Origin of the sequence: Azospirillum brasilense (assembly GCF_005222205.1) — a bacterium.
Lineage (GTDB): Bacteria > Pseudomonadota > Alphaproteobacteria > Azospirillales > Azospirillaceae > Azospirillum > Azospirillum brasilense_G.
Genome location: NZ_CP032345.1, coordinates 858530 through 881376, shown reverse-complemented (window position 1 = coordinate 881376; position 22847 = coordinate 858530). Strand labels below are relative to the sequence as shown.

The window sequence follows — 22847 nt, the reverse complement described above, 5'->3', positions numbered from 1 at the left end:
GTCGGCGATGATCGAGCTGTCCGCATCGCTGCTTCTGCGCGCCTACGCCGCCGGCATTTTCCCGATGGCGGAGAACGCCGACTCCGAGGAGCTGTACTGGTTCGATCCGGAGCGGCGCGGCGTCCTGCCGCTGGAGGGCTTCCACGTCCCGCGCAAGCTGCGCAAGACGGTGCGGCGCGGCCCGTTCGACCTGCGCTTCGACACGGCGTTCCGCGCGGTGATCGAAGCCTGCGCGGAGCCGACGCCGGACCGTCCGAAGACCTGGATCAACGGCGACATCCTGCGGCTCTACACCGAACTGCACGAGCGCGGCTGCGCCCACAGCGTGGAATGCTGGAGCGGCGGCCAACTCGTCGGCGGCCTCTACGGCGTCGCGCTGGGCGGCGCCTTCTTCGGGGAAAGCATGTTCAGCCGCGTCACCGACGCCAGCAAGGTGGCGCTGGTCCATCTGGTCGCCCGGCTGCGCGCGGCGGGCTACAGGCTGCTGGACGCGCAATTCGTGACGGAACATCTGAGCCAGTTCGGCGCCATGGAGATTCCGCGCGCCGAGTACCGTCGCCGGCTGGCCGCCGCCCTGGCGGTGCCGACGGACTTCGGCGGCGTCGACCAGGGGGCGGCCATCACGGCGCTGCTGGGCGCGGAAGGCTGAGGGCGGGAAACGGAGGGCTCGGCCCGGCTGGACTCAGTCCCCCTCGCAGGACAGCACCCAGACGTCGTAGATCGGGTGCTCCATCGCCGACAGGGCGGGGCTGGAAGCGAACATCCAGCCGCTGAACACAGGCTCCGCCTGTTCGCCGGGCTTGTTCTCGATCACTTCGAGGAAGGCCGCGGTTTCCGGCGTCTCGATCGGCGGGTTTTCCTTGCAGGCGCGCAGCGTGATGCGCAGGCTGCCGAGCGCCTTGGTCTCGCCGACCGCGATGGTGAAGGTGGAGGTGCGGGCGGTGATCTTGTCCAGCCCCTGCAGCTTGGCGGCGGAGCGGCTGACCATCTCCTCCGGCACCGGAGCGGCGCCGGCCGGGCCGGCCGGGCTCAGGACCGGAAGGCAGAGCAGCGCGGCCGCTAGGGCCGCGCCGCGCAGGCGGAGGCTTTTCGGAGTCGTCGTCACTGGGATCGTCGTCACTGGGGATCGCTTCCGTGATGTCGAACGGCGTGGGCCGAAACCCGACAGCCTTCTAGCCCGGAAGCGTCTCCCCGTCTACTCCGTGACCGCTTTGTTGAACCGGCTTTGTCGGGGCCGCTTACTGGGTGATGCTGCCGCTGGGGCGGGTGCCGCCGTAGGGGGCGTTGGTGGTGGACGGGCCGGCGGTGCCCTCCTTCTCCTCGACCTTCTGGGTGGCGGTGCCGCCCGCAGCACCCGCGGCGCCGCCGACCACCGCGCCGACCGGCCCGCCGACCACGGCGCCCGCCGCCGCCCCGCCCAGAGCGCCGCTGGCGGCCTTCTCCTCGGTGTTCACGCCGCAGGCGGCGGCGAGCAGGGCGAGGCCGAGAACCAGGAAACGGGCTTTCATCGCTGATCTCCTTTGATGAGTGTGCCGTGTTGGGCCTGGGCAAGGAAACGCCAGCGTGGCCGAGGCTGTTCCGAAGGGGATTGGGGAAAAGTGGGTGGGCAAATGAAAAAAGGGGCCGCGAGGCCCCTTCGTTCGTCGTACCGGTGTGTTGTGGCCCGGTGTGTTGTGGCCCGGTGTGTGGCGCTTACAGCTTGGGCGGCTCGCCGCCCTCCTGGCCGGGCTTGCTCATGTTCTGCAGCGAGAAGATGACCTGGCCCAGGAGCTGTTCGATGCCGGGGGTGCTCTGCGTGTATTCGACGCGGCCGTCCGGCTTGAGCATGTCCTCCTCGCCGCCCGGCTCCAGCGACAGGAACTTGCCGCCCAGCAGGCTTTCCGAGGCGATGACCGCCGCGGTGTCCTTGGGCAGCTTGATGTCCGGGTGGATCGACATGTGCACGACCGCCTGATAGCTCTTCGGGTCGAGCGTCAGTTCGGTGACCGACCCCACCTTCACGCCGCTGATCCGCACGTCCGCCCCGCTCTGGAGGCCGGAGATGCTGGTGAAATTGGCGGTGAGGGCATAGCCGTTCACCTTGCGCAAATCGGCGCTGGTGTAGGCGAAAGCCAGAAAAAAGCCGGCCACGGCGAGGACGACCCCGCCGAGCACGGTTTCAATCACATTGCGGCGCATGAGGGATTCCTAAAGGACCGCGCGGGCGTCTCAGCCCGGAGTCCAGGGTTCGTAATCGCCGGTGGCGCGCACGCGCTGCCCGCCCGCATACTGGTGTCCGGGCGGCCGGTAAGCCTGGAGCGAGCCGGACAGGTTCGGCAGATGCTCCTTCTGCCACGGCTTGTGGAAGGCGCTGTTGCCTTCCGGCAGCGGCTCCTTGGTGGTGTGGTGGAGCCAGGAATGCCATTCCGGCGGCACCTTGGAGGCATCCGGCTCGCCGGCATAGATCACCCAGCGGCGTTCCTTGACGCCGGCGATCGCGCTCGGGGACCGGTAATAGGTGTTGCCGAAGCGGTCGGTGCCGACCTTGTTGCCCCGGCGCCAGGTGACAAACCGGATGTGGATGTTCGCCATCCAGGTGATCAGGGAGATCTTCTCGCTCATCGTCGCTCGCGGTCGGTAAGCCATTCGGCCGGACGGGCTGGCCGGTTAAACGCGGGCGGCACTATGACACCCCCGGCCACGCTCGTCCACTGACTCCGCAACGTCTTTTCCCGCCTGACGGATTTGCCGTCAGGCGATGCGCCGGTCGGTCAGCAGCAGGCGCAGCGCGAAGCCCAGGAACAGCACCCCCGCGACGCCGTCCAGCACCGCCCGCACCCGCGCGCTCGACAGGGCGCGCCGCGCCGCACCTGCGCTGAGCGCCGCGACCCCCAGCAGGTAGAGGCCGCCGATGACGCCGAGGATCGCGCCGAGCAGGAAGATCTGCAGCGCGACGTGGCCGAGCGCCGGTGCGACGAATTGCGGCACGAAGGCGAGATAGAAGAGGATGACCTTCGGGTTCAGCAGATTGGTCAGCAGCGCCTGGAGGAAGACGCGGTGCGCCGGGGCCGACTCGGGCTTGGCCGTGGCCTCCGCCGCTTCGCCGCGGCGGCCGAAGCCGGTGCGCAGGGCGCTCCACAGCGCCCGCCCGCCGATCCAGCCCAGATAGGCGCCGCCGGCGTAGCGCAGCACGTCGAACAGGGCCGGCGAGGCGGCGACCAGCGCCGAGATGCCGGCGGCGGCGAGCAGCGCGTGGATCAGGTTGCCCAGCGTGATGCCGGCGGTGGCGACCACCCCGGCGTTGCGCCCGTCCATCACGCTGCGCGACAGGACGAGCAGGGAATCCGGTCCCGGCGCCAGCGTCAGGACCAGCGCCGCGACGAGGTAGAGCTGAAGCAGATGCGGGTCGAGCGGCAGGGCCATGGAAACCTTCTCCGTCAGTCGGGCCAGCGCCGGTGCAGCCAGAGCCATTCGGCGGGGCGCTCGCGAATCCATTGCTCCAACAGGGCGTTTAGGCGCTCCATCAAAATCCGCACATCAGCGTTGCGGTCGCCGCTGTTCGGCGGCTCCACCGGCGGCAGGACGGTGATGCGGAAGCGCGCGCCGTCCAGACGCTCGGTCCGCGCCGGCACCAGCGGGATGCCCAGCCGCAGGGCGAGCTGTGCGGCCGCCGGGGCGGTCATGGCGTCGCGCCCGAAGAAGGGGACGGGCATGCCGTCGTTCAGCTTCTGGTCGATCAGCATGCCGACGTGCCCGCCCTTGGTCAGCACCCGGATCAGCGTGCGGGCGCCGTCCGACCCTTTGGGGATGTGTGTGCCGGAGGCGGCGCCGCGCAGCTCGGTCAGCAGGGCGCCGACATAGGGGTTGTTGGGCGCGCGATAGACCAGCCCCAGTTCCACGCCCATCTTGCGCGAGGTGACGGACTGCACCTCCCAGTTGGCGAAATGGCCGGAGACGAGGATGCCGGCCTTGCCGTCCTCGCGCAGGGCGTCGATGTGCTCCGCCCCGATCACCTCGGTCCGCCCGCCGGGGCCGTATTCGCCGATGGCGTCGAGGTGCGGGTATTCGGCGATGACGCGGCCCAGATTGTCCCACATGCCGCGGATGATCGCGTCGATCTCCGCGCGGGACTTTTCGGGGAAGGCGCGCTCCAGGTTGCGGCGGGCGGTGCGGGTGCCGCGCAGGCGCGGGCCGATGGTCCGCCCGATCCAGCCGCCGAGCGCCGAGGCGCGGTCCACCGGAAGGGCGCGGAACAGGCCGCAGAAGCCATGGACGAGGACGGCCTCCAGCGGGTAGCCGACCCGGCGGGTCAGCCAGGATACCAGGGGGCCGCGCGGCTTAGCCATTGGGAACTCCAGTCGGAAGCGCGGTCAGAAGGGGGCCGAGCAGGCGGTCGAGGGCGGCGGGGTCCTGCCAGACGGCGCGCACCGGCACCGCCCGGACCAGGGCGCGCAGGGGCTCGGGCAGGCGGACGGCGTCCTTCACGGTGGTGACCGGCAGGGCGCCCAGCGCGTTGGCGCGGTCGATCAGGGCCATCACCTCCTCGGGACGGTAGGGATGGTGGTCGGCGAAGGCGGCGCGCTCCACCACGCGGGCGCCCAGCGCCTCCAGCGTCGCGAAGAACTTTTCGGGCCGCCCGATGCCGGCGAAGGCCAGGACCGTCCGCCCGGCCAGGGCACGGGCCTCCTCGACCGGCTCCAGCCGGGCGTGCAGGAGGGGCAGGGTGCCGGCGACGCGGCGCTCCACCCCGGCGCGGTCCTCGCCCACGACGACGACGGCTCCGGCGCGGGCCAGCCCGCGCTCCACCGGCTCGCGCAGGGGGCCGGCGGGGATGAGGTGGCCGTTGCCGAAGCCCACCGCCCCATCCACCACGATCAACGAGAAATCCTTGAAGAGGCCGGGATTCTGGAAGCCGTCGTCCATCACCAGGACGGAGGCCCCCGCGGCGATGGCCGCCCGCGCCCCGGCGGCGCGGTCGCGCGCCACCCAGCAAGGGCCATGGGCGGCCAGCAGCAGCGCCTCGTCGCCCACCGCGGCCGAATCGTGGACGCCGAGGTCGACGGCCAGCGGGCCGCGCTCGCGCCCGCCATGGCCGCGGGTGAGGAAGGTGGGTGCCACGCCGCGGGCGCGCAGGGCCTCGGCCACGGCGATGCAGACCGGCGTCTTGCCGGCGCCGCCCGCCACCAGATTGCCGACGCAGAGGACCGGTGCCGGGGTCCGCTCCGGCCGCCCCGCCGCCATGCGCAGCCGCCCGGCCAGCCCGTAGAGCGCGCCCAGCGGGGCGAGCGCCCAGCCCAGGGCCGCCCCGGCGGCTCCGCCGGACCCGTACCAGAAGCCGGGAGTCCTCATGCCGCGGGCCGGACGCTGCCGACGCCGAGGACAGGGGCGAGCGCGGCCAGGGCGCGGTCGACGATCCGCCGGTTGCCCTCGGTCACCGCCGTCGCGCCGGCGGCGACGCGGGCGCGGGCGGCTTCGTCGCTCAGCAGGCGCCCGACCGCGTCGGGCAGCGCTTCCGTCCCGGCCACCGGCAGGGCGCCCCCGGCGGCTTCGAGCTGGCGGGTGATCTCCGTGAAGTTCCACATGTGCGGGCCGTAGAGGACGGCGCAACCGAGCAGGGCCGGTTCCACCGGGTTCTGGCCGCCGTGGGGGACGAAGGAACCGCCCATGCAGACCACCGGGGCCAGCCGGTAGAACAGCCCCATCTCCCCCATCGTGTCGGCGATGTGCACGGCGTCCGCGGCGGCGGGCAGGGCGCCCTCGCCGCGGCGCGAGACGGTCAGGCCGCGCTGGCGCAGCAGCGCCGCGATGTCGGGGCCGCGGTGGGCGTGGCGGGGGATCAGCAGGGTCAGCAGGCCGGGCAGGCGCTCGGCCAGCGCGTCATGCACCGCGGCGGCCAACTCGTCCTCGCCGGGGTGGGTGCTGGCGAGCAGCCAGACGGGACGCCCGGTGCAGGCCGCGCGCAGCGCCGCCAGAGCCGCGGGATCGGCGGGCGGCGGCTCGGCGGAGAATTTCAGGTTGCCGACGCTGACGACGCCCCGCGCGCCGAGACGGCGCAGCCGGTCGGCGTCCTCCTCCGACTGGGCCAGCGTGACCTGGAAGGTCGAAAGCAGCGGCGTGATCAGCCCCGACGCGCAGCGCCAGCGGTTGAAGGAGCGTTCCGACATGCGGGCGTTGACCAGCGCCGCCGGAATGCCGCGCGCCCGAACGGCGCCGAGCAGGTTCGGCCAGATCTCCGATTCCGTCCACAGCACCAGATCGGGGCGCCAATGGTCGAGGAAGCGGTCGACCGCGGCGGGCAGATCCACCGGCACATACTGGTGGAAGGCACGCTTCGGCAGGCGGCGGCCCATCAGCTCCGCCGAGGTGACCGTGCCGGTGGTCATCAGGACCGTCAGGTCCGGCGTCTCGGCGAGCAGGCGGTCGATGAGGACGAGGACGGAGTTGGCCTCCCCCACGCTGGCCGCGTGAATCCAGGCGAGCCGTCCGGGTGGGCGCGGGCGCGCGGCCGTGCCGAAGCGTTCCTCCCGGCGGGCGGAGTCCTCCTTGCCGGCGGCCAGCCGCCGGTCGAGATACAGACGAACCGCCGGCCCGGCGAGGGTCGTCAGGCCGCGGTAGAGTGACTGAAGCATGCGGGTCGAAACGCCATCCGACAAAACCAACGCGGCCAGATTTCCCGGTCGCGGTCCTGTCCACTTTAGCATGGGGGGCTGTGGCAGAGGTAAGGCTTTGCGCTAACGCCCGCCGGAAGGCTGATGGCCGGATAGGAGCGGATCGCATACCTGAGTATGACGATTTTGGGACCTCTTATGATAATTTTGAAGCAATCCGTTGCTATTCTGATGGCGTAGAAACCTCGGCAACTTCGAGGAAGGCGGGCAATGCGTCGGCCTTCAATATTTCAGGATGATAACATCATGGCGGGCGTACAGGAACGTGACGGCCAGGAAAACCGGCTCCGTGCCTTCAACATCACCGAAGCGGACATCGCGCGTTTGCGCGCCAACCGGGACTTCGCGCAGCACCGTCTGCCCGTGCTGCTGGAACAATGGCACAGCGCCTTCGCGGCTTGGCCGGAAATCCGCGACGCCCTGACCCTGCCCGACGTCCACGCCGCGCGCGTCGCCCACTGGACCCGCGTGGTCTCGGGCGACTTCGGCCCGGGCTTCCTGGAGTCCGCCCATCGGCTGGCCAAGGCTTTCTACGACCACGGTGTGCCGGGCTATGCGGTGGCCATCTGCCACCACACGGTATCCAGCGGCATCGCCCGCGAACTGGGCCTCGACGCGGCGGAGGGCCGCGGATCGCTGTTCGGGTCGCGGAAGGCGGCGGAGCGGGCAGCCCTGCGCGACACGCTGGGACGGGTCGCGTGGCTCGACCTCGAAGTGCTGCTGGAGACCTACGCGGCGGCCGAGCAGGAGAGCAAGCGCGCCATCCTGAAACAGGTCGCCGACAGCCTGGAGGGCAGCGTCAGCGGCATCGCCGACAACACGGTGGCCGCGTCGGACGAGATGAAGGGCAACGCCCAGCGCATGGCGCAGATCGCCGCCGCCACCAACCGCCAGTCGCTCGCCGTCGCCGCCGCCGCCGAGCAGGCGTCGGCCAACGTGCAGACGGTCGCCGCCGCGTCGGAGCAGCTCACCAGCTCCATCGGCGAGATCAGCCGGCAGGTCGCCCAGTCCTCGCAGATCGCCCGCGGCGCGGTGGCCGAGGCGGAGCGGACCAACGCCACGGTGAACGGTCTGGTCGACGCCGCGCAGAAGATCGGCGCGGTGCTCCAGCTCATCAACAGCATCGCCGGGCAGACCAACCTGCTGGCGCTGAACGCGACGATCGAGGCGGCCCGCGCCGGCGAGGCCGGCAAGGGCTTCGCGGTGGTCGCGCAGGAGGTCAAGAACCTCGCCAACCAGACCGCCAAGGCGACGGAGGACATCTCCGCCCAGATCGCCAGCATCCAGGAGGTGGCGCGCGGCTCCGCCGAGGCGCTGAGCGGCATCGGCGCCACCATCGGCAGCATCAACGACATCGTCATCACCGTTTCCGCCGCGGTGGAGCAGCAGACCGCCGCCACCCAGGAGATCGTCCGCAACGTGCAGGAGGCGGCCCGCGGAACCCGCAGCGTGACCGACACCATCGGGGCGGTGACCAAAGGGGCGTCGGAGACCGGCAGCCTCGCCGAGGAGGTGCTGGGGGCCGCCGGCAATCTGCACTGCGAGTCCGACCGCCTGCGCGAGAGCGTGGACCTGTTCATGCAGCGCATCCGCGCCGCGTGATCGGAAAGGGCGGGACCGGCCGCGTGCCGGCCCCGCCCCATGCCGCCCTCAGGTGAACGGGCGCAGGTTCGCCAGGAACTGTTCGGCGGAGCGGCGCCAGGAGAAGTTCAGGGCATGGTCCCGGCAGTGTTCCGGCGGGATGGTCAGGGCGCGCTCGATCGCCCCCTTGAGATCCTCGTCCAGGCAGCCGGCGCCGGAGCCGTCGACCACGTCCAGCGGGCCGGGCACCGGGTAGGCGGCCACCGGCACGCCCGAGGCCAGCGCCTCCAGCAGCACCAGGCCGAAGGTGTCGGTGCGCGACGGAAAGACGAAGACATCCGCCGCGGCGTAATGCTGGGCCAGCTCCTCGCCATGGCGGGCGCCGGCCCAATGGACCTCCGGATATTTCTGCTGAAGCTCCGCGCGGGCCGGGCCATCGCCGACCACCAGCTTGCTGCCCGGCAGGTCGAGCCTCAGAAACTCCTCGAGGTTCTTCTCCACCGCGACGCGCCCGACATAGAGGGCGATGGGGCGGGGCAGCGCCAGAAAGCCCTTGGCGCGGGGGCGGAACAGCTCGGTGTCGACACCGCGGGTCCAGCGCCGGATGTTGGTGAAGCCGCGGGCGGCGAGGTCGCTCTCGATGGACGGCGTCGCCACCATCACTGCCGAGGAGGGCCTGTGGAACCGGCGCACCACCGCGTAGCTGAGCGCCAGCGGGACCGGCGCCCGGTCGCGCACATATTCGGGAAAGCGGGTGTGGTAGGCGGTGGTGAAGGGCTTGCCGCGGGCGAGGCAGTAGCGCCGGGCGGCGAAGCCCAGCGGCCCTTCGGTGGCGATGTGGATGCAGTCGGGGCGCAGCGCGTCGATCATCGCCGCCAACCGCCGCCCCGCGCCAAGCGCCAGTCGGATTTCCGGGTAGGTGGGCATGGGCACGGTGCGGAAGCGGTCGGGGCCGATCACCTCCACACGGTGGCCCATGGCCTCCAGTTCCGAACGGACGGTGCCGATGGTGCGCACCACGCCGTTGACCTGGGGGAGCCAGGCGTCGGAGACGATCAGGATGTTCACGCCGCAACCGACTCCTTGGCCGCCTTCTCCTTCTCCGTCTTCTCCTTTGCCGGAAGGCGGGCGGGGAGCGTCGTTGCGGTGCGCCGGCGGATGTCCGCCGCCCAGTCGATGATCTCCAGCCGGCCGCAGGGATGCTCGACCAAGGCGGTGCAGGACTCGACCCAGTCGCCGTCGTTGCAATAGAGGATTCCTTCCATGTCGCGGATTTCCGCGGTGTGGATGTGGCCGCAGACGACCCCGTCCACCTTGCGGCGCCGGGCCTCGTCGCCGAGGGCGGTCTCGTAGTTGCCGATGAATTCGACCGCCGTCTTCGTCTTGTGCTTCAGGAAGGCGGACAGCGACCAGTAGGGGAAGCCCAGCTTGCGGCGGACCCAGTTGAACAGCGTGTTGGCCTGGAGCAGGGTCACGTAGGCGTTGTCGCCGATGAAGGCCAGCCAGCGGGCGTACTTCACCACCACGTCGAAGCGGTCGCCGTGGGTGACCAGCAGCCGCCGCCCGTCGGCGGTGACGTGGATCCACTCCTCCACCACATGAACGCCGCCGAACTGCAGGCCGGCGTAGTCGCGGGCGGCCTCGTCGTGGTTGCCGGGGATGTAATAGACCTGCACGCCCTTGCGCGCCCGGCGCAGGATCTTCTGCACCACGTCGTTGTGCGCCTGTGGCCAGTACCACGCCTTGCGCAGGCGCCAGCCGTCCACGATGTCGCCGACGAGATAGAGGTGCTCGGACTCGTTCTGCTTCAGGAAATCGAGAAGATACTCCGCCTTGCACCCCCGCGTCCCCAGATGGACGTCGGAGATCCAGATGCTGCGGTACTGCTTGACGTCGCGTGATGCGCTCATGCCCCGCTCCATCGCCGTTTTGGCAAGGGTTCATGGAAACATGTTCCGTATATCGGCGGCTCGTTGTCTTGACAACGATTTCAATAACGCGCATCTGTTGGGTCCATTGATTTCGATAAGACTTCTTGGCGGTGAAACAAAGGCGAAATATGACTTTATCAAAACTGAAGCATAATGGTCATATTGGATGCCGGAGCGGCGAATGGAGGCGAATCGGTGCCTGAGACGTCGAGTCCGGCCGCGGCGACCCGGCGTCGTCTTCTGGTCATCCACAACCCGGTGGCCGGCGCCCGCCGGGCGCGCCGTCTGGGCGTGGTGCTGGACCTGCTGGAGCAGCGCCACGGGGCTGCGGTGACGCTTCGGGCCACCGGCGGGCGCGGCGACGCGGAGGCGATGGCCCGTACGGTGGCGCCCGGCGTCTTCGACGCGGTGGTCGCCGCGGGCGGCGACGGCACCATCAACGAGGTGGTCAACGGGCTGGGCGCGCGCGGACATGGGGAGACGACGATCCCCTTGGGCATCGTGCCGCTGGGCACCGCCAACGTGCTGGCCCATGAGCTGGACCTGCCGCTGGACGCGGAGGGCGTGGCGCGGGTGCTGGCGGAGGGGCGCCCACTGCCGGTGCATCTGGGTGTGGCGAATGGCCGCGCCTTCGCCATGATGGCCGGCGCCGGCCTGGATGCCCGGGTGGTCGAGCGGGTTGACGCGCGGCTGAAGCGGCTGATCGGCAAGGGTGCCTATGCGGTGGAAACGCTGGCCCGGATCGCCGCGGGCGGCGGCGGTCCCTACCGCGTGGCGGTGGATGGCGCGGAGCCGGTGGACGTCGCCTCCGTCATCGTCGCCAAGGGGCATTTCTACGGGGGGCGCTTCGTCTGCGCGCCCGACGCCCGGCTGGCCGACCCGCGGCTGCACGTCTGCCTGTTTCCGCGGGCAGGGCGGGGGAACGCCCTGCGCTACCTGTGGGGCGTCACCGCCGGGCGGCTGCCGCGATTCCCCGACTACCGCATCCTGCCCGCCCGCCGCGTGGTCATCGACGGGCCGGCGGGGGAGCCCGTGCAGGGCGACGGCGACGTGATCGCCCGTTTGCCGGTGGAGATCGCGCTGGCTCCCTGGGTCTTGCCGGTGCTGGCGCCCTGACGGCTGTTTTAAGAGTCCGTTAAGAGGTGCCTTGGGAAAATTATTTGGGAACATTCAATAATTACTTCGATCTCTAAGGATTAAGGCCCCGCGGCCCAGGCGGGACCGAAAGGGGGAAGCCATGTCCGCGTCGATCAACGCCCTGTTTTCGGCCACCACGGCCAGCGCCACCGCGACCGCCACAAAAATGAAGCCCGCCGGGGGGGCCGCCGAAGCGGAGGGGACCTGGAAGGCGGCCTCCGACGCCGGGTCCTCCGCGGGCTCCGCCGCCCTGGCCGCCTTGAAGGGCGAGGACAGCGTGGAACTCAGCGGTCTGGCGAAGTCGCTGACCGGCGTGGCGGGGAAGGTCTTCGCCTCCATCGGCTCCAAGGGCCGCGCGATGCTGGAAGACTTCGTCAAGTCCGGCAAGATGACCGAGAAGGACGTGGCGTTGGGACTGCGCCAAATGGCGACCAACGCCGTGAAGGACCGCTTCATCAAGGAGCGGCCCGAGGATGAGGAGGACGAAGCCTGGGCGGAGAAGCTCGGGGCGGCTGAAAAGGCCTTCAAGATCAAGACGGAACGCATGGACAAGGCCATGTCGGCCCTGAATGAGGCGCGCACCGCCGCTTACGACGCCTTCGGGAAGGACGAGGACACCGAGGCGTTCCAGGCGGCGATGGCTCCGGCCAATGCCCTCTTCCGCGCGGAGTCGGCGGACATCGACCGCGAGATGATGGAAACCGTCGGCGGCGACCCGAACAAGATCAAGGGGAATGCCTTCAGGTATTTCGCGACGAAGGGAGAGGACGCGTTCGAAAAACTGGATTTCGGCGCGGAAGCGGAAGGCGGCGAGGGTGGGTTGCTGTCACCGGACAATGAGAAGGGAAAGGCCGCCGCCAAGCTTATGTATGACCTGGGCTTCGAGGGGAAGCTCTGGGCGAATGGTCTCGCGGAGTACGCCGCGAACGTGGACATTCCCGGCGTCGGGCGCGGTGAGGTCGACAAGAGCCGCCCAGGGGGCAAAGACTTCGAGCCCTCCGCCAAGGAGGAGGCCGAGGCCGCCGGCCTGCCGCCGCCGCCCACCACGGTGCTGACCACCAGCCAGACGCCGGGGCTCCAGGGCTTCGCCAAGGTCATCCAGGACGCCCGCGACTCGCTGGACGCCACCTACACGGCGATGGCGAAGGAAGGCAAGGGGGTGAACTACTCCGACCCGACCGGGAAGGACGTGGAGCGGTTGTTCGGCGGCTTCGACCGGCGCAGCCTCCATGCCATCGCCAGCAACAAGGACGGCACCTTCTCCAAGAACGAGCAGGAGGCAGCGCAGTCCATCATGGCCCGCCAGCAGAAGGAGGCGATGGATGCCGCCGATCCCCTCGGCACTGACAAGGCCGCCGCCTACCGCGCCGGGGTGAAGTTCCTCGACGAGGCCAGCCAGGAGGAGAAGGAGTCGGTCAACTGGTCGGTCCAGCGGGCCGCGCTGCAGTACAGCTACGAGAAGACGACGAAGGAGACCGGCGCGCCGATGGAGCGGCTGGGCTACGGCAGCGCGCTGGCCTCCGTGTTGAAGGACGCGCTGGAGGCCCAGGACGCGCAGGCCGGCGACGTGATGAAGAGCGTCGGTGGGAAGACGATGGGCGGGGAGGGAACGGGCTATGTGTCCGACCTGAAGAGCCTGTCGCTGTTCCAGGATTTCCTGCCCAACCTGTCGGTGCGCGGCGCCGGTGGGCCGATGAGCGTGACGGTCTGATATCCCGTTCTTGCCACAGGCCAGCAGCGACGCTTATCGCTAATCCGATGGGGGTAGGGCCGCGGGATGCGCTTGCGGCTCACCTTCGGCCGGCAAGGGAATGCGGATAATGAGTGGGGATCGGATGCGGCGCCGCAACGGGCGCGCCGCGCTGGCGCTTCTGGCGGTGCTGTCCATCACCGGCCCGGCGCTGGCGGACAAGCCCGACTGGGCCGGTGGTCCCGGCGGAGGGCACGGCAAGCCGCAGGGGGGGCCGTCCTACGAATCCCGGGGGCACGACTCCAAAGGGCGCGCCTCCGGAGGGTCGGTGTCCCGCGGCGATGTGACGATCATCCGCGACTATTTCGTCGCCCATCCGGTCGGGGTGACGTCCCTGCCGCCGGGGATCGCGAAGAAGCTGGCGCGCGGCAAGCCGTTGCCGCCGGGCATCGCCAAAAAGGTGGCGCCCGTCGAACTGCGCCAGCGGGTGCCGGTGTGCATGAACGGCTGGGAGTGCATCCTGGCCGGCGCGGACATGCTGATCCTGGATGCGGTGCACGGCACCATCGCCGACATCGTCCGCGGCGTGGTTCGTTAACAGGGGGGCCGCTGACGCCAAGAGGAGGCGCCTTGCGGCGCCTCCCGTGGCACTCATTGGCCCGCGATGGTCAGCCCGTCGATGCGGATGGTCGGGGCGTCCATGCCGAAGCGCAGTTCCAGGTCGCTCGCCGGTTCCAGGTTCAGGAACATCTCCTTGAGGTTGCCGGCGATGGTCAGTTCGGTGACCGGGTAGGCGATCTGCCCGTTCTCGATCCAATAGCCCGCGGCACCCCGGCTGTAGTCGCCGGTCACCCCGTTGACGCCGGTGCCCATCAGCTCCGTCACGTAGAAGCCGTTGGGGATCTCGGCCAGCAGCTCCTCGCGGCTCTTGGCGCCCGGGGCCATGTAGACGTTGGCCGGGGCCGGGCCCGGCGGGCCGGAGGTGCCGCGCGCCGCGTGGCCGGTCGTCGACAGGCCGAGCTGGCGGGCCGAGCGCAGGTCGAGCAGCCAGGTGGTCAGGTGCCCGTCCTCGATCAGGTTGCGGCGGGTGGTGGCGATGCCCTCCGCGTCGAAGGGGCGGGAGCGCAGGCCGCGCTTCACATGCGGGTCGTCGACGATGGTGATGCCGGCGGCGAAAATCCGCTGCCCCATCTTGTCCTTGAGGAAGCTGGTGCCCCGCGCGATGCTCGGCCCGCTGATCGAGCCGGTCAGATGCCCCAGCAGCCCGCGGGAGACACGGGGGTCGAACACCACCGGCACCTTGCAGCTCTTGACCCGGCGCGGGTTCAGGCGGCGGATGGCCCGCTCGCCGGCCTCGCGGCCGATCGACGCCGGGTCGCGCAGGTCGGAGCCGTAGACCTTGCTGTCATAGTCATAGTCGCGCTCCATCCCCGTGCCCGTCCCGGCGAGCACCGAGGCCGACAGCGACTGCCGCGACACGCCGTAGCGGCCGGTGAAGCCGTTGGACGCGGCGATGGCGATGGTGGAGCGGCTCCACCCGGCGTCGGCGCCTTCGGAGTTGGTGACGCCCTCGACGGCCAGCGCGGCCTCCTCGGCGATGCGGGCGCGCTCGATCAGCAACTCCGCCGACGGCTCCGACGGGTCGCAGACGTCGAGGTCGGGGAGGGTGGTGTAGATCTGCTCCGGGTCGGCGAGGCCGCAGAAGGGGTCCTCCGGCACCACGCGGGCCATGGCGACGGCGCGCTCCACCAGCTCGTCCAGCGCCTTGGCGCTGCGGTCGGTGGAGGAGACGATGGCCTGCCGCTTGCCGATGAAAACGCGCAGCCCCAGATCGCCCGACTCGGACCGCTCCAGCTTCTCCGTCTTGCCGAAACGCTGGCTCAGCGACAGGGAGGCGCTGTCGAACAGCACGGCGTCGGCGGAGTCGGCCCCGGCGCCCTTCGCCTTGCGGATCAGATCGTCCAGCAGGGTCAGCACGTCAGGTTGCGAGGTGGTCGAAACGGGCATTACGGTCTCCGCTAGGTCTCCGGCTTGTCTAGCAAATGGGAGCCCGGAGAAGAAGAGGAAGGGGCATATCGCCTCAGGTCCGGTCCCTCCGCCGCACAAAAGCGGCGGCGCGCGGGGGGCTGGTGCCCGCCCGCGCGCCGCTCGTCATATCTTTCCTTAGGGTCAGGCCAGCCGGCTCTGAAGGGTGTCGCGGCCGGCGGTCGGCAGCTTCAGGGCGAAGGCGCCGTCGCCGAGCAGGGCCTGCACGCCGAGCAGCACCGTCCAGAACACCGGGAACTCCCAGCCGCCGCCCTGGGCCGAGAAGACCCAGCCGTTGCCGGTGTGCTGGAGCGTCGCGCCGATCAGGATCGGCAGCAGGGACAGCGAAATCCAGCGGGTGAAGACGCCGGCCACCAGCAGCAGGCCGCCGCCGATCTCGCCGAGGATGACCAGATAGGCGAAGAGGCCGGGGTAGCCGAGGCTCTCGAAGTAGCCGACCGTGCCGGCGATGCCGAAGGTGAAGACCTTCAGGATCAGGCCGTGGGCGATGAACAGAAGGCCCAGGCTGACGCGCAGCAGGAAGGCGGCGTAGGGGGCGGTGCGGGTGTCGATGGCGGCGGTGTTGGCGGTCATGGCATGGTCTCCTTGTCTCAGCGTGGCGCCCCGCGTCGGGGCCGTTGTCGTCTGAGGCCAAGAATAGCGATGTCCACGTTTGGGATAATCCGCTTAATTATGCACTGATTGTTGCAATATCAACAACGACAGCTCACGCCCGGAAGGCGTTGGCCGGATCGTAGCGGGAGGGCAGGGCGAACAGGTCGGCGGTGGTCCCGGCACCGTGGCGGCGCGCCTTGGACGGGCTGTCGTAGACCACCAGAAGGGCGGGCGGGGCGCCGTCGCGGCGGACGCAGGCAATGCCCTCCGCGTGGTCGTCGCCCTTGCCGTAGGGCAGGTTCAGCAGAGGAACCAGCCGGTCGCGCGGGATGACGGTCTCCTGGGTGACCGACAGGGCGTCGGTCCAGCGCCACACGGCGACGGGACCGTCGAGATCCATGGTCGGCCCGGCCAGGATGACCAGATCCTCGCCGTCGAAGGTCAGTTCGCGGATGCCCAGCCCGTCCAGATCGACGAAATGCTTGCGGTACTTCTCGCCGTTCGGCCCGATGGGGCGCAGCCGCAGACGCTCCTCGACGTCCGGGTGGTCCTCCACCGCCAGTTCGAGAATGCAGGCCCAACCGCGCAGCACCGGGCCGCGCAGCCCCAGCCAGACCCGGTCGCCATGGGCGGCCAGCCCCTCCACGTCGAAGCCGTTCTCCTTGGCGGGAACCGCGACGAAGCGGGCCAGATGCTCGTCCTCCGCCAGTGCCTTGGTCAGCGCGTTGCCGCCCTTGCGGAACTTCAGGCAGCCGGCCTTGCGCTTTCCGTCGCGGCGGACCGGGGTCAGGCGCCCGTCCGCCTCGCTGACCAGCGGGATGCGGCCGAGCAGGAAGCGGTTGGGGTCGCAGCGCACCTCGGTCAGCCGCTCCAGCGCCGTCTCGGTGCCGTTCTCCCCGCGCTCCGGCTTCTTGCGGGCCAGCGCGTGGGAGCCGGTGACCCACAGCCAGCCGCCGGCGACGGCCATACCCTCGACGTCCACCTCGTCCTCCCCCGGCTCCATCATCGGCAAGGCGAAGAAATCCGTCAGGCGATGCACGGCGTCCTGGCGGTAGAGGGTGCCGCCCTCCTCGGCGGCCAGATGGACGATCTGCGCGCCCTCGTCCGACGCCACGAACAGGTTGTTTCCCGCCCGCTCCGCCACCGACAGGTCCCCGGCGGTCTCGTCGCCGTCGCGGAAGACCAGACGGACGGTGGCGATGGGGCGAGCGATCTCGCTGGGCATGGCGGGCTCCTTGGAAAAGGCGGGACGTCCCTTAACGCCTCACTTCCAGATCGGGGTCCCGCTGCCCGGAAGACCATAGGACGCCCATTTGCGCGACACCTCGTCGACCACGCCCTGGTCCATGCGGATCTTCTGGCCCCACTCGCGCTTGGTCTCCGGCGGCCACTTGTTGGTGGCGTCCAGCCCGACCTTGCCGCCGAGACCCGACTCGGGGCTGGCGAAGTCCAGATAGTCGATGGGGGTGCCCTCGATCACCGTGATGTCGCGGGCGGGGTCCATGCGGGTGCTCATCGCCCACATCACGTCCTTCCAGTTCCGCGCGTCGATGTCGTCGTCCACGACGATCACCCATTTCGTGTACATGAACTGGCGCAGGAAGGACCAGACGCCCATCATCACCCGCTTGGCGTGGCCGGGATAGGCCTTCTTCATGCTGACCACGGCGATCCGGTAGGAGCAGCCCTCCGGCGGCAGCCAGAAATCCACGATCTCCGGGAATTGCTGGGTCAACAGGGGGATGAAGACCTCGTTCAGCGCCTCGCCCAGCACCGACGGCTCGTCGGGCGGGCGGCCGGTGAAGGTGGACAGGTAGATCGGGTTGCGCCGCATGGTCATCGCCGTGACGGTGAAGACCGGGAAGGGCTCGACCGAGTTGTAATAGCCGGTGTGGTCGCCGTAGGGCCCTTCGTCGGCGTATTCGTCCAGGCTGACATGGCCTTCCAGGATGATCTCCGCCTGGGCGGGCACCTTCAGCGGCACGGTCTTGCAATCCACCAGTTCGACCTTCTTGCCGCGCAGCAGGCCGGCGAACTGGTACTCCGACAGCGTGTCCGGCACCGGCGTGACGGCGGCCAGGATGGTGCCCGGATCGGCGCCGAGGACCACCGCGCAGGGCAGCGGCTCGCGCTTTCCGCTGGCCTGCCAGCGGTGATGGTGCTGCGCGCCGCCGCGGTGCTTCAGCCAGCGCATGATCGTCTTGTTCTTCCCCAGCACCTGCATCCGGTAGATGCCGAGGTTGAAGTCGTCCTCGCGCTTGGCCGTGGGCCCCTTGGTGACGACCAGCGGCCAAGTGATCAGCGGCGCCGGCTCGCCCGGCCAGCAGCTCTGCACCGGCAGGCGGCCGAGATCGATCTGGTCGCCGGTCAGCACCACCTCCTGGCAGGGGGCGGAGCCGACCGTCTTCGGCTTCATCGACAGCACGGTCTTGGCGAGCGGGATCAGTTCCATCGCCTCGCGGAAGCCGCCCGGCGGCTCCGGCTGCTTCAAGAAGGCCAGCGTCTCGCCGACGCCGCGCAGCTCGTGCGGCTCGCGGTCCATGCCCCAGGCGACGCGCTCCACCGTGCCGAACAGGTTGACCAGCACCGGCATTTCCGAGCGGGTGCCGTCGGCCTTGATGACGTTCTCGAACAGCACCGCCGGGCCGCCTTCGGCGAGAAGGCGGGTCTGGATCTCGGTCATCTCCAGCGCCGTGGACACCGGCTCCCGGACCACCACCAGCCGCCCGGCCTTCTCCAGCCGGTCGATGAAGTCGCGCAACGAGGTGTAGGGCATGGTCGAGGGTCCGTTCGGGTGCGATGGGGTCGGATCAGGAGAGGGCGCTTAGCATCGGCCTGGAGGGCGCCGCGTCAAGGGGGGAGGTGCCGCCTCACGCGGGTTCCTTCACGTTGCGCAGGGCACGCTGCGCAGGGCACGCTGCGCAGGGCGCGGCGGACGATGCGGCGGGTGGCGTCCGGGGCGGGGCTGTCCGTCTCCCAGCGGGCGCAGAGGGACTGCACCCAGCCGGGCTGGCTCTTCGCCGCGTCGTTCAGCCAGTTGGCGACCGAATCCTGGACGTAGCGCGCGCCGTCCGCCCGCAGCGGGTCGAGGACCGGCAGGCCGCGCGCCGGGTCGGTCTTCAGCGCGCCGATGTGGCCGCACCAGACGCCGCGGGGCCTGGTGGCCTCGCTGGCGAAACGGCGCAGCCGCTCCGACGGTTCGGCGGTCCAGGGCGTGAGGAGGGCCAGCGCCTCGTCGATGGCGGCGGCGATGTGGGGGCGCAGGGCCAGCCACGCCCATTCGCGCACGCCGAAATGCGGGTCGTCGGCCAGCGGGCGGACGCGCTCCAGCCGCTCCGCCAGAGTCAGGCCGGGGGCCGCCGCCAGAGCGTAGCAGGCCCAGCCGCGCACCGTGTCGGACGGGTGGGCGGCCAGCCGCTCCACAGCCCCCAGGCCCAGCCGGTCGAAAGCCGCGCTCCCCGCCGCCGCCATGCGCCGTGTCACGCCCTCCTTCGGGTCGAAGGACACGGCGCCCGCGGCCTCCGGCACGGCGGCGGCCAGCAGGGCGGCGAAGTCGATGGCCAGCGATTCGGCCAGCGTGGCGGTCTCGCGGCGGCCGGCGTTCAGGTCGGCCAGCACCTCCGGCGGGATGTCGGCCATCCGGGTGGCGCCCTTGCGCGGAGCGGTCGCGGTCGCGCTCATGACTCAGGCCTCCGGCAGCAGGCGCCAGATCGTCGTTTCGCGCATCTCGCGGTCCTCCAACTCCAGGGAGGTCGGGACGCTGTACTGCGCGACCCGCTCGATTCCGCTGAGCGGGACATAGGCGCGGCCCGGATCGCCCAGCAGGACCAGCGTGCCGGTTGCGGCGATTGCGCGCAGCCAGGCGGTCACCCGGTCGGCCATCGGCTTCTCGTAGCAGACGTCGCCCGCCAGGACGACGTCGATGCCAGGCAGGGGGCGGTCCACCAGATCGGCGCTGACCGCCTTCACGTCGACTCCGTTGGATTCGGCGTTAAGGGCGATGGCCGCCAGGGCGAAGCGGTCGATGTCGCAGGACTGGACGCGCGCCGCCCCGGCCATCATCGCGGCGATGCCGACCAGCCCGGTGCCGGCGGCGAAATCCAGCACCGACTTGCCCGCCACCAGCTCCGGCCGGTCGAGCACGAGCCGCGCCACCGCCTGACCGCCCGGCCAAGCAAAGGCCCAATAGGGCGGCGGTACATTGGACTCTTTCAAAGAATCCTCCGTAGCCTCCCACAACGGCGTGATTTCCGTCGCCAGATGCAGCGCGATTTCGGGCAGCAAAGGAGTCCGCGTTACGACGGTGTTGGAGCGGATGAAGTCGATTTGAGAAAAGTTGTTCATAACTGGACTCTCACCGGAGCTGCGCGGGGATGGATGATCTATCCACAACCGGTTTTGGTTACATAATTCAAACGGAGTAGACACACCTGCCGTCCCGTGTTACCCGTTCGAAAGGAGAAAAACAAAGGGCATGGGGCTGATATGCGGTCGAAAGGGATTGCACTCTGCGCATCGTTCGCGGCGTTCATCGCTCTCAGCCCGTTCACCATATCCCAAGCCCAGGCCCAGGACGGCGATTGCGTCCGCACGCTGCGTTCCATATCGGATTTCGAGATCCGGGGCGATGCCTGGACGTGGTGGAACACCGCCGCCGATCAATATGAGCGCGACAAGCGCCCGGCGCTCGGCTCCGTCCTCGTCTTCAAGCGGTCGCAGCGGCTCGGCCGCGGCCACGTCTCCCTGGTCAGCCACATCATCGACCGCCGCACCATCGAGGTGGACCACTCCTGGCTCGACGGCCGCGGGCTGCGCCGCAACATGCGCGTGGTCGACGTGTCGCCGCGCAACGACTGGACGGCCGTCCGCGTCTGGCACGAGCCGTCGGACCAGCTCGGCCTGCGCGTCTACACCACCTACGGCTTCATCCTGCCGGAGGGCGAGGAGGCGGAGATCCGTCAGGCCGATGCCCGGGATGCCGGCATTGGCAGCACCTTCGCCGTGGCTCCGCAGGGCCGCGCCGCGCCCAAGCCCGCCGCCGGGCCGCGCCTGATGGAGGCTTCCCTGAAGGGCCACGCCGTCGCCGTTCCGGGCCGCAAGCCGCAGGTGCTGACCGCGTCCCTTACCCTGTCCGGCAAGGGCACCGCTGCGAAGATGGCTCCGCCGGTGGTGACCGCCGTGCTGCCGGCCCGCAAGCCGACCCAGCCGGCCGCGCAGAAGGGCGTCGAGATGGTGGCCTCCACCGAGGGCATCCGCGCGGTCCTGCCGCCGCGCAAGCCGGGCTCCGGCGACAGCACCGTCGCCGAGCTGACGCGCTAAGCCTTCCTCCAGCTCCCTGGCCGCCTAGATCTTCCCGGCCAGGAAGGCCGCCAGCACCAGCCAGCCGAACCAGCGGTTCGACTTGAACTTTTTCAGGCAGTCCGTCTGATCGTCGGGGTTCCAGGTCGCCACCTGCCAGGAGAGCTGCAGCGCGGCCAGCGAGAGCAGCGGCAGGAACAGCCCGCCCAGCCCGGCCAGACGCCCGGCGATGCCGATCCCCACGAAGGTCAACGTGTAGAAGCCGTAGATCCAGATCTTGCTCTGGTCGCCCAGCCGCAGGGCGGTGGACTTCACGCCGATTCGCGCGTCGTCCTCCTTATCCTGGTGGGCGTAGATGGTGTCGTAGCCCAGCGTCCAGACGATCCCCGCGGCGTAGAGCGCCAGCGCCGGCCATTCTAGCTCGCCGCGCACCGCGGTCCAGCCCATCAGGGCGCCCCAGTTGAAGGTCAGCCCCAGGAAGGCCTGCGGCCACCAGGTGATGCGCTTCATCAGCGGGTAGGTGAAGACCAGGACCAGCGACAGCACGCCCAGCCCGATGGTCAGCGGGTTGAACTGCACCAGCACCGCCAGCCCGATGAGGAGCTGGACGGCGAGGAAGGCCAGCGCCTGTTTCACCGACACCTGTCCGGAGGGGATCGGGCGGGTCCGCGTGCGCTCCACCATGGCGTCGAAGTCGCGGTCGAGGATGTCGTTGACCGTGCAGCCAGCCCCGCGCATCACCACGGCGCCGATTGCGAACAGCGCCATCAGCCAGAGGTCGGGCAGCGGTCCCGACCCGGCCAGCGCAATGCTCCACCAGCCGGGAAACAGCAGAAGCCATGTGCCGATGGGCCGATCCAACCGCGCCAGCCGCAGATAGGGCCGGACCGCCGCCGGGGCGAAGCGGTCGATCCAGTCGCCGCGCCGGATGTCGGTGAAGTCGCCGGGAGCGGGGGAGGCGGGGCTGGTCATGGCGGACTCGGGTGTGGGGAGTGGAGGAAACCGGGGGCAAGGTAGCGGCGGGGGTGGGTCCCCGCAAGGCTGGGCCGTTTCCGCCCCGAAGCGTTATCGCTATAGTCGGCGCCGCACACCGGAGACCTCGCGCCATGTCAAACCAACCGAAGACCCGCCTCTATGTGGACAGCCCCCTCGGCGAGGGGCAGGCGGTGGGGCTCGACCACGAGCGGGCGCATTTCCTGCGCCATGTCCTGCGGCTCGACAAGGGCGACGTCGTGGCTGTCTTCAACGGGCGGGACGGTGAATGGCTTGCCGCCATCGACGGTTTCGGCAAGGGCTGGTGCTCGCTCACCGTGACGGCGCAGCGGCGTCCTCAGGCGGCCGGCCCGGACCTCTGGCTGCTGTTCGCCCCGATCAAGCGCGGGCGCATCGATTTCGTGGCGGAGAAGGCCAGTGAACTGGGCGTGTCGCGCCTGTGGCCGGTCTTCACCCGCCGCACCGACCCCAACCGCGTCAACACCGACCGCCTGCGCGCCAACGCCATCGAGGCCGCCGAGCAGTCGGAGCGGCTGACCGTGCCGGAGATGGCCGACCCGCTGCCGCTGGACAAGGCGCTGGCCGGCTGGCCGGTGGAACGTACGCTGTACCTGTGCGCCGAGGCCGGGAACGTACGCCCCATCGCGGAGGCCGTCCGCGGCCGTCCGCGCGGCCCCGCCGCCTTCCTGATCGGGCCGGAGGGCGGCTTTGCGCAGTCCGAACTTGACGAAATTTGCAAACTCCCCTTTGTTGTTCCCGTCGGTCTGGGGCCCCGCATTCTCCGGGCCGACACGGCGGTGGTCGCGGCGCTCGCCTGCTGGCAGGCCCTTGCGGGGGACTGGACGGCGGACGGGGGCGACACCCGACCTCCCTTCCGCGCGCCGGCCGATCCCACCGTGGGGGAGTAAGGGCCGCTCGACGCGCCGCTGT

24 protein-coding genes are annotated in these 22847 nt (G+C 70.1%); 7 read left to right on the top strand and 17 right to left on the bottom strand.

What is annotated here, in order from left to right; all coding sequences use genetic code 11:
- Window positions 1-7 precede the first annotated feature (7 nt).
- Window positions 8-649, top strand: a complete 642-nt coding sequence (gene aat / locus D3869_RS04375; RefSeq protein ID WP_137139071.1) for a leucyl/phenylalanyl-tRNA--protein transferase — start codon at window positions 8-10, stop codon at window positions 647-649.
- Between the two features lie 33 nt (window positions 650-682).
- On the opposite strand, the gene D3869_RS04370 is transcribed toward aat, so the two are convergent.
- The 8 genes from D3869_RS04370 to D3869_RS04335 all read right to left on the bottom strand — a co-directional run bounded on the left by D3869_RS04370 (window position 683) and on the right by D3869_RS04335 (window position 6608).
- The gene (locus D3869_RS04370; protein WP_247895717.1) at window positions 683-1120 is read right to left on the bottom strand and encodes a DUF2155 domain-containing protein; all 438 of its coding nucleotides are present in this window, start codon (window positions 1118-1120) and stop codon (window positions 683-685) included.
- 118 nt (window positions 1121-1238) lie between these two features.
- Window positions 1239-1508 (bottom strand): hypothetical protein, encoded by a 270-nt coding sequence (locus tag D3869_RS04365; protein WP_137139070.1) that lies wholly within the window; start codon window positions 1506-1508, stop codon window positions 1239-1241.
- Between the two features lie 184 nt (window positions 1509-1692).
- Complete coding sequence (mlaD, locus tag D3869_RS04360; protein ID WP_014241151.1) at window positions 1693-2178, bottom strand: outer membrane lipid asymmetry maintenance protein MlaD; 486 nt, start codon at window positions 2176-2178, stop codon at window positions 1693-1695.
- A gap of 30 nt (window positions 2179-2208) precedes the next feature.
- Window positions 2209-2601, bottom strand: coding sequence for an NADH:ubiquinone oxidoreductase subunit NDUFA12 (locus D3869_RS04355; RefSeq protein ID WP_038526645.1), 393 nt, complete (start codon window positions 2599-2601; stop codon window positions 2209-2211).
- A gap of 129 nt (window positions 2602-2730) precedes the next feature.
- Complete coding sequence (locus D3869_RS04350) at window positions 2731-3450, bottom strand: LysE family translocator (RefSeq protein WP_247895716.1); 720 nt, start codon at window positions 3448-3450, stop codon at window positions 2731-2733.
- Window positions 3417-4325, bottom strand: a complete 909-nt coding sequence (locus tag D3869_RS04345) for a lipid A biosynthesis lauroyl acyltransferase (RefSeq protein ID WP_137139069.1) — start codon at window positions 4323-4325, stop codon at window positions 3417-3419. The genes D3869_RS04350 and D3869_RS04345 overlap by 34 nt, the downstream gene beginning before the upstream one ends.
- Entirely contained in the window at window positions 4318-5328 is a 1011-nt protein-coding gene (gene lpxK, locus D3869_RS04340; protein ID WP_137139068.1) for a tetraacyldisaccharide 4'-kinase, read from the bottom strand. Before lpxK ends, D3869_RS04345 begins: the two co-directional genes overlap by 8 nt.
- The gene (locus tag D3869_RS04335) at window positions 5325-6608 is read right to left on the bottom strand and encodes a 3-deoxy-D-manno-octulosonic acid transferase (protein ID WP_137139067.1); all 1284 of its coding nucleotides are present in this window, start codon (window positions 6606-6608) and stop codon (window positions 5325-5327) included. The genes lpxK and D3869_RS04335 overlap by 4 nt, the downstream gene beginning before the upstream one ends.
- 285 nt (window positions 6609-6893) lie before the next feature.
- Here D3869_RS04335 and D3869_RS04330 point away from each other — a divergent pair, with 285 nt between their 5' ends.
- Entirely contained in the window at window positions 6894-8249 is a 1356-nt protein-coding gene (locus tag D3869_RS04330; RefSeq protein ID WP_137139066.1) for a globin-coupled sensor protein, read from the top strand.
- 48 nt (window positions 8250-8297) lie between these two features.
- On the opposite strand, the gene D3869_RS04325 is transcribed toward D3869_RS04330, so the two are convergent.
- Together D3869_RS04325 and D3869_RS04320 are read right to left on the bottom strand one after the other, a co-directional pair.
- Window positions 8298-9296 (bottom strand): glycosyltransferase family 4 protein, encoded by a 999-nt coding sequence (locus tag D3869_RS04325; RefSeq protein ID WP_137139065.1) that lies wholly within the window; start codon window positions 9294-9296, stop codon window positions 8298-8300.
- Window positions 9293-10138 carry a UDP-2,3-diacylglucosamine diphosphatase gene (locus tag D3869_RS04320; protein WP_137139064.1) on the bottom strand — a complete coding sequence of 282 codons (846 nt, stop codon included), beginning with the start codon at window positions 10136-10138 and terminating at the stop codon, window positions 9293-9295. Before D3869_RS04320 ends, D3869_RS04325 begins: the two co-directional genes overlap by 4 nt.
- A 216-nt stretch (window positions 10139-10354) precedes the next feature.
- Here D3869_RS04320 and D3869_RS04315 point away from each other — a divergent pair, with 216 nt between their 5' ends.
- The 3 genes from D3869_RS04315 to D3869_RS04300 all read left to right on the top strand — a co-directional run bounded on the left by D3869_RS04315 (window position 10355) and on the right by D3869_RS04300 (window position 13584).
- Window positions 10355-11275 (top strand): diacylglycerol/lipid kinase family protein, encoded by a 921-nt coding sequence (locus D3869_RS04315; protein WP_247895715.1) that lies wholly within the window; start codon window positions 10355-10357, stop codon window positions 11273-11275.
- A gap of 121 nt (window positions 11276-11396) precedes the next feature.
- Window positions 11397-13007, top strand: a complete 1611-nt coding sequence (locus D3869_RS04305; protein ID WP_175426394.1) for a hypothetical protein — start codon at window positions 11397-11399, stop codon at window positions 13005-13007.
- Between the two features lie 124 nt (window positions 13008-13131).
- On the top strand, window positions 13132-13584 hold the full coding sequence (locus tag D3869_RS04300) for an anti-virulence regulator CigR family protein (RefSeq protein WP_137139061.1): 453 nt from the start codon (window positions 13132-13134) through the stop codon (window positions 13582-13584).
- A 53-nt stretch (window positions 13585-13637) separates the two neighbouring features.
- On the opposite strand, the gene D3869_RS04295 is transcribed toward D3869_RS04300, so the two are convergent.
- The 6 genes from D3869_RS04295 to D3869_RS04270 form a co-directional block, all read right to left on the bottom strand.
- Window positions 13638-14993 carry a TldD/PmbA family protein gene (locus D3869_RS04295; RefSeq protein WP_137139060.1) on the bottom strand — a complete coding sequence of 452 codons (1356 nt, stop codon included), beginning with the start codon at window positions 14991-14993 and terminating at the stop codon, window positions 13638-13640.
- A gap of 162 nt (window positions 14994-15155) precedes the next feature.
- Complete coding sequence (locus tag D3869_RS04290) at window positions 15156-15605, bottom strand: DoxX family protein (RefSeq protein WP_137139059.1); 450 nt, start codon at window positions 15603-15605, stop codon at window positions 15156-15158.
- Between the two features lie 133 nt (window positions 15606-15738).
- Window positions 15739-16851 (bottom strand): DUF3616 domain-containing protein, encoded by a 1113-nt coding sequence (locus tag D3869_RS04285; protein ID WP_137139058.1) that lies wholly within the window; start codon window positions 16849-16851, stop codon window positions 15739-15741.
- 39 nt (window positions 16852-16890) lie between these two features.
- On the bottom strand, window positions 16891-18402 hold the full coding sequence (locus tag D3869_RS04280) for a UbiD family decarboxylase (RefSeq protein WP_035675227.1): 1512 nt from the start codon (window positions 18400-18402) through the stop codon (window positions 16891-16893).
- A gap of 74 nt (window positions 18403-18476) precedes the next feature.
- Entirely contained in the window at window positions 18477-19307 is an 831-nt protein-coding gene (locus tag D3869_RS04275; RefSeq protein ID WP_137139057.1) for a DNA alkylation repair protein, read from the bottom strand.
- A 3-nt stretch (window positions 19308-19310) separates the two neighbouring features.
- Window positions 19311-19970 (bottom strand): class I SAM-dependent methyltransferase, encoded by a 660-nt coding sequence (locus tag D3869_RS04270; protein ID WP_094307062.1) that lies wholly within the window; start codon window positions 19968-19970, stop codon window positions 19311-19313.
- A gap of 141 nt (window positions 19971-20111) precedes the next feature.
- Between D3869_RS04270 and D3869_RS04265 the strand changes: the two genes are divergently transcribed.
- Window positions 20112-20945 (top strand): CHAP domain-containing protein, encoded by an 834-nt coding sequence (locus tag D3869_RS04265; protein WP_137139056.1) that lies wholly within the window; start codon window positions 20112-20114, stop codon window positions 20943-20945.
- A 24-nt stretch (window positions 20946-20969) separates the two neighbouring features.
- Here D3869_RS04265 and ubiA read toward each other — a convergent pair whose 3' ends face one another.
- Window positions 20970-21896 (bottom strand): 4-hydroxybenzoate octaprenyltransferase, encoded by a 927-nt coding sequence (ubiA, locus tag D3869_RS04260; RefSeq protein ID WP_137139055.1) that lies wholly within the window; start codon window positions 21894-21896, stop codon window positions 20970-20972.
- Window positions 21897-22030: 134 nt separating this feature from the next.
- On the opposite strand from ubiA, the gene D3869_RS04255 reads away from it, so the two are divergent.
- Entirely contained in the window at window positions 22031-22825 is a 795-nt protein-coding gene (locus tag D3869_RS04255; protein ID WP_137139054.1) for a 16S rRNA (uracil(1498)-N(3))-methyltransferase, read from the top strand.
- Window positions 22826-22847 lie beyond the last annotated feature (22 nt).

What these genes read in the sequence shown, in the direction of transcription:
- D3869_RS04345 (WP_137139069.1), bottom strand. Translation starts at nt 4,325, where the DNA reads ATGGCTAAGCCGCGCGGCCCCCTGGTATCCTGGCTGACCCGCCGGGTC.
- aat (WP_137139071.1), top strand. Translation starts at nt 8, where the DNA reads ATGATCGAGCTGTCCGCATCGCTGCTTCTGCGCGCCTACGCCGCCGGC.
- D3869_RS04285 (WP_137139058.1), bottom strand. Translation starts at nt 16,851, where the DNA reads ATGCCCAGCGAGATCGCTCGCCCCATCGCCACCGTCCGTCTGGTCTTC.
- mlaD (WP_014241151.1), bottom strand. Translation starts at nt 2,178, where the DNA reads ATGCGCCGCAATGTGATTGAAACCGTGCTCGGCGGGGTCGTCCTCGCC.
- D3869_RS04280 (WP_035675227.1), bottom strand. Translation starts at nt 18,402, where the DNA reads ATGCCCTACACCTCGTTGCGCGACTTCATCGACCGGCTGGAGAAGGCC.
- D3869_RS04265 (WP_137139056.1), top strand. Translation starts at nt 20,112, where the DNA reads ATGCGGTCGAAAGGGATTGCACTCTGCGCATCGTTCGCGGCGTTCATC.
- D3869_RS04350 (WP_247895716.1), bottom strand. Translation starts at nt 3,450, where the DNA reads ATGGCTCTGGCTGCACCGGCGCTGGCCCGACTGACGGAGAAGGTTTCC.
- D3869_RS04255 (WP_137139054.1), top strand. Translation starts at nt 22,031, where the DNA reads ATGTCAAACCAACCGAAGACCCGCCTCTATGTGGACAGCCCCCTCGGC.
- D3869_RS04330 (WP_137139066.1), top strand. Translation starts at nt 6,894, where the DNA reads ATGGCGGGCGTACAGGAACGTGACGGCCAGGAAAACCGGCTCCGTGCC.
- lpxK (WP_137139068.1), bottom strand. Translation starts at nt 5,328, where the DNA reads ATGAGGACTCCCGGCTTCTGGTACGGGTCCGGCGGAGCCGCCGGGGCG.
- ubiA (WP_137139055.1), bottom strand. Translation starts at nt 21,896, where the DNA reads ATGACCAGCCCCGCCTCCCCCGCTCCCGGCGACTTCACCGACATCCGG.
- D3869_RS04365 (WP_137139070.1), bottom strand. Translation starts at nt 1,508, where the DNA reads ATGAAAGCCCGTTTCCTGGTTCTCGGCCTCGCCCTGCTCGCCGCCGCC.
- D3869_RS04300 (WP_137139061.1), top strand. Translation starts at nt 13,132, where the DNA reads ATGCGGCGCCGCAACGGGCGCGCCGCGCTGGCGCTTCTGGCGGTGCTG.
- D3869_RS04270 (WP_094307062.1), bottom strand. Translation starts at nt 19,970, where the DNA reads ATGAACAACTTTTCTCAAATCGACTTCATCCGCTCCAACACCGTCGTA.
- D3869_RS04305 (WP_175426394.1), top strand. Translation starts at nt 11,397, where the DNA reads ATGTCCGCGTCGATCAACGCCCTGTTTTCGGCCACCACGGCCAGCGCC.
- D3869_RS04275 (WP_137139057.1), bottom strand. Translation starts at nt 19,307, where the DNA reads ATGAGCGCGACCGCGACCGCTCCGCGCAAGGGCGCCACCCGGATGGCC.
- D3869_RS04355 (WP_038526645.1), bottom strand. Translation starts at nt 2,601, where the DNA reads ATGAGCGAGAAGATCTCCCTGATCACCTGGATGGCGAACATCCACATC.
- D3869_RS04295 (WP_137139060.1), bottom strand. Translation starts at nt 14,993, where the DNA reads ATGCCCGTTTCGACCACCTCGCAACCTGACGTGCTGACCCTGCTGGAC.
- D3869_RS04335 (WP_137139067.1), bottom strand. Translation starts at nt 6,608, where the DNA reads ATGCTTCAGTCACTCTACCGCGGCCTGACGACCCTCGCCGGGCCGGCG.
- D3869_RS04290 (WP_137139059.1), bottom strand. Translation starts at nt 15,605, where the DNA reads ATGACCGCCAACACCGCCGCCATCGACACCCGCACCGCCCCCTACGCC.
- D3869_RS04320 (WP_137139064.1), bottom strand. Translation starts at nt 10,138, where the DNA reads ATGAGCGCATCACGCGACGTCAAGCAGTACCGCAGCATCTGGATCTCC.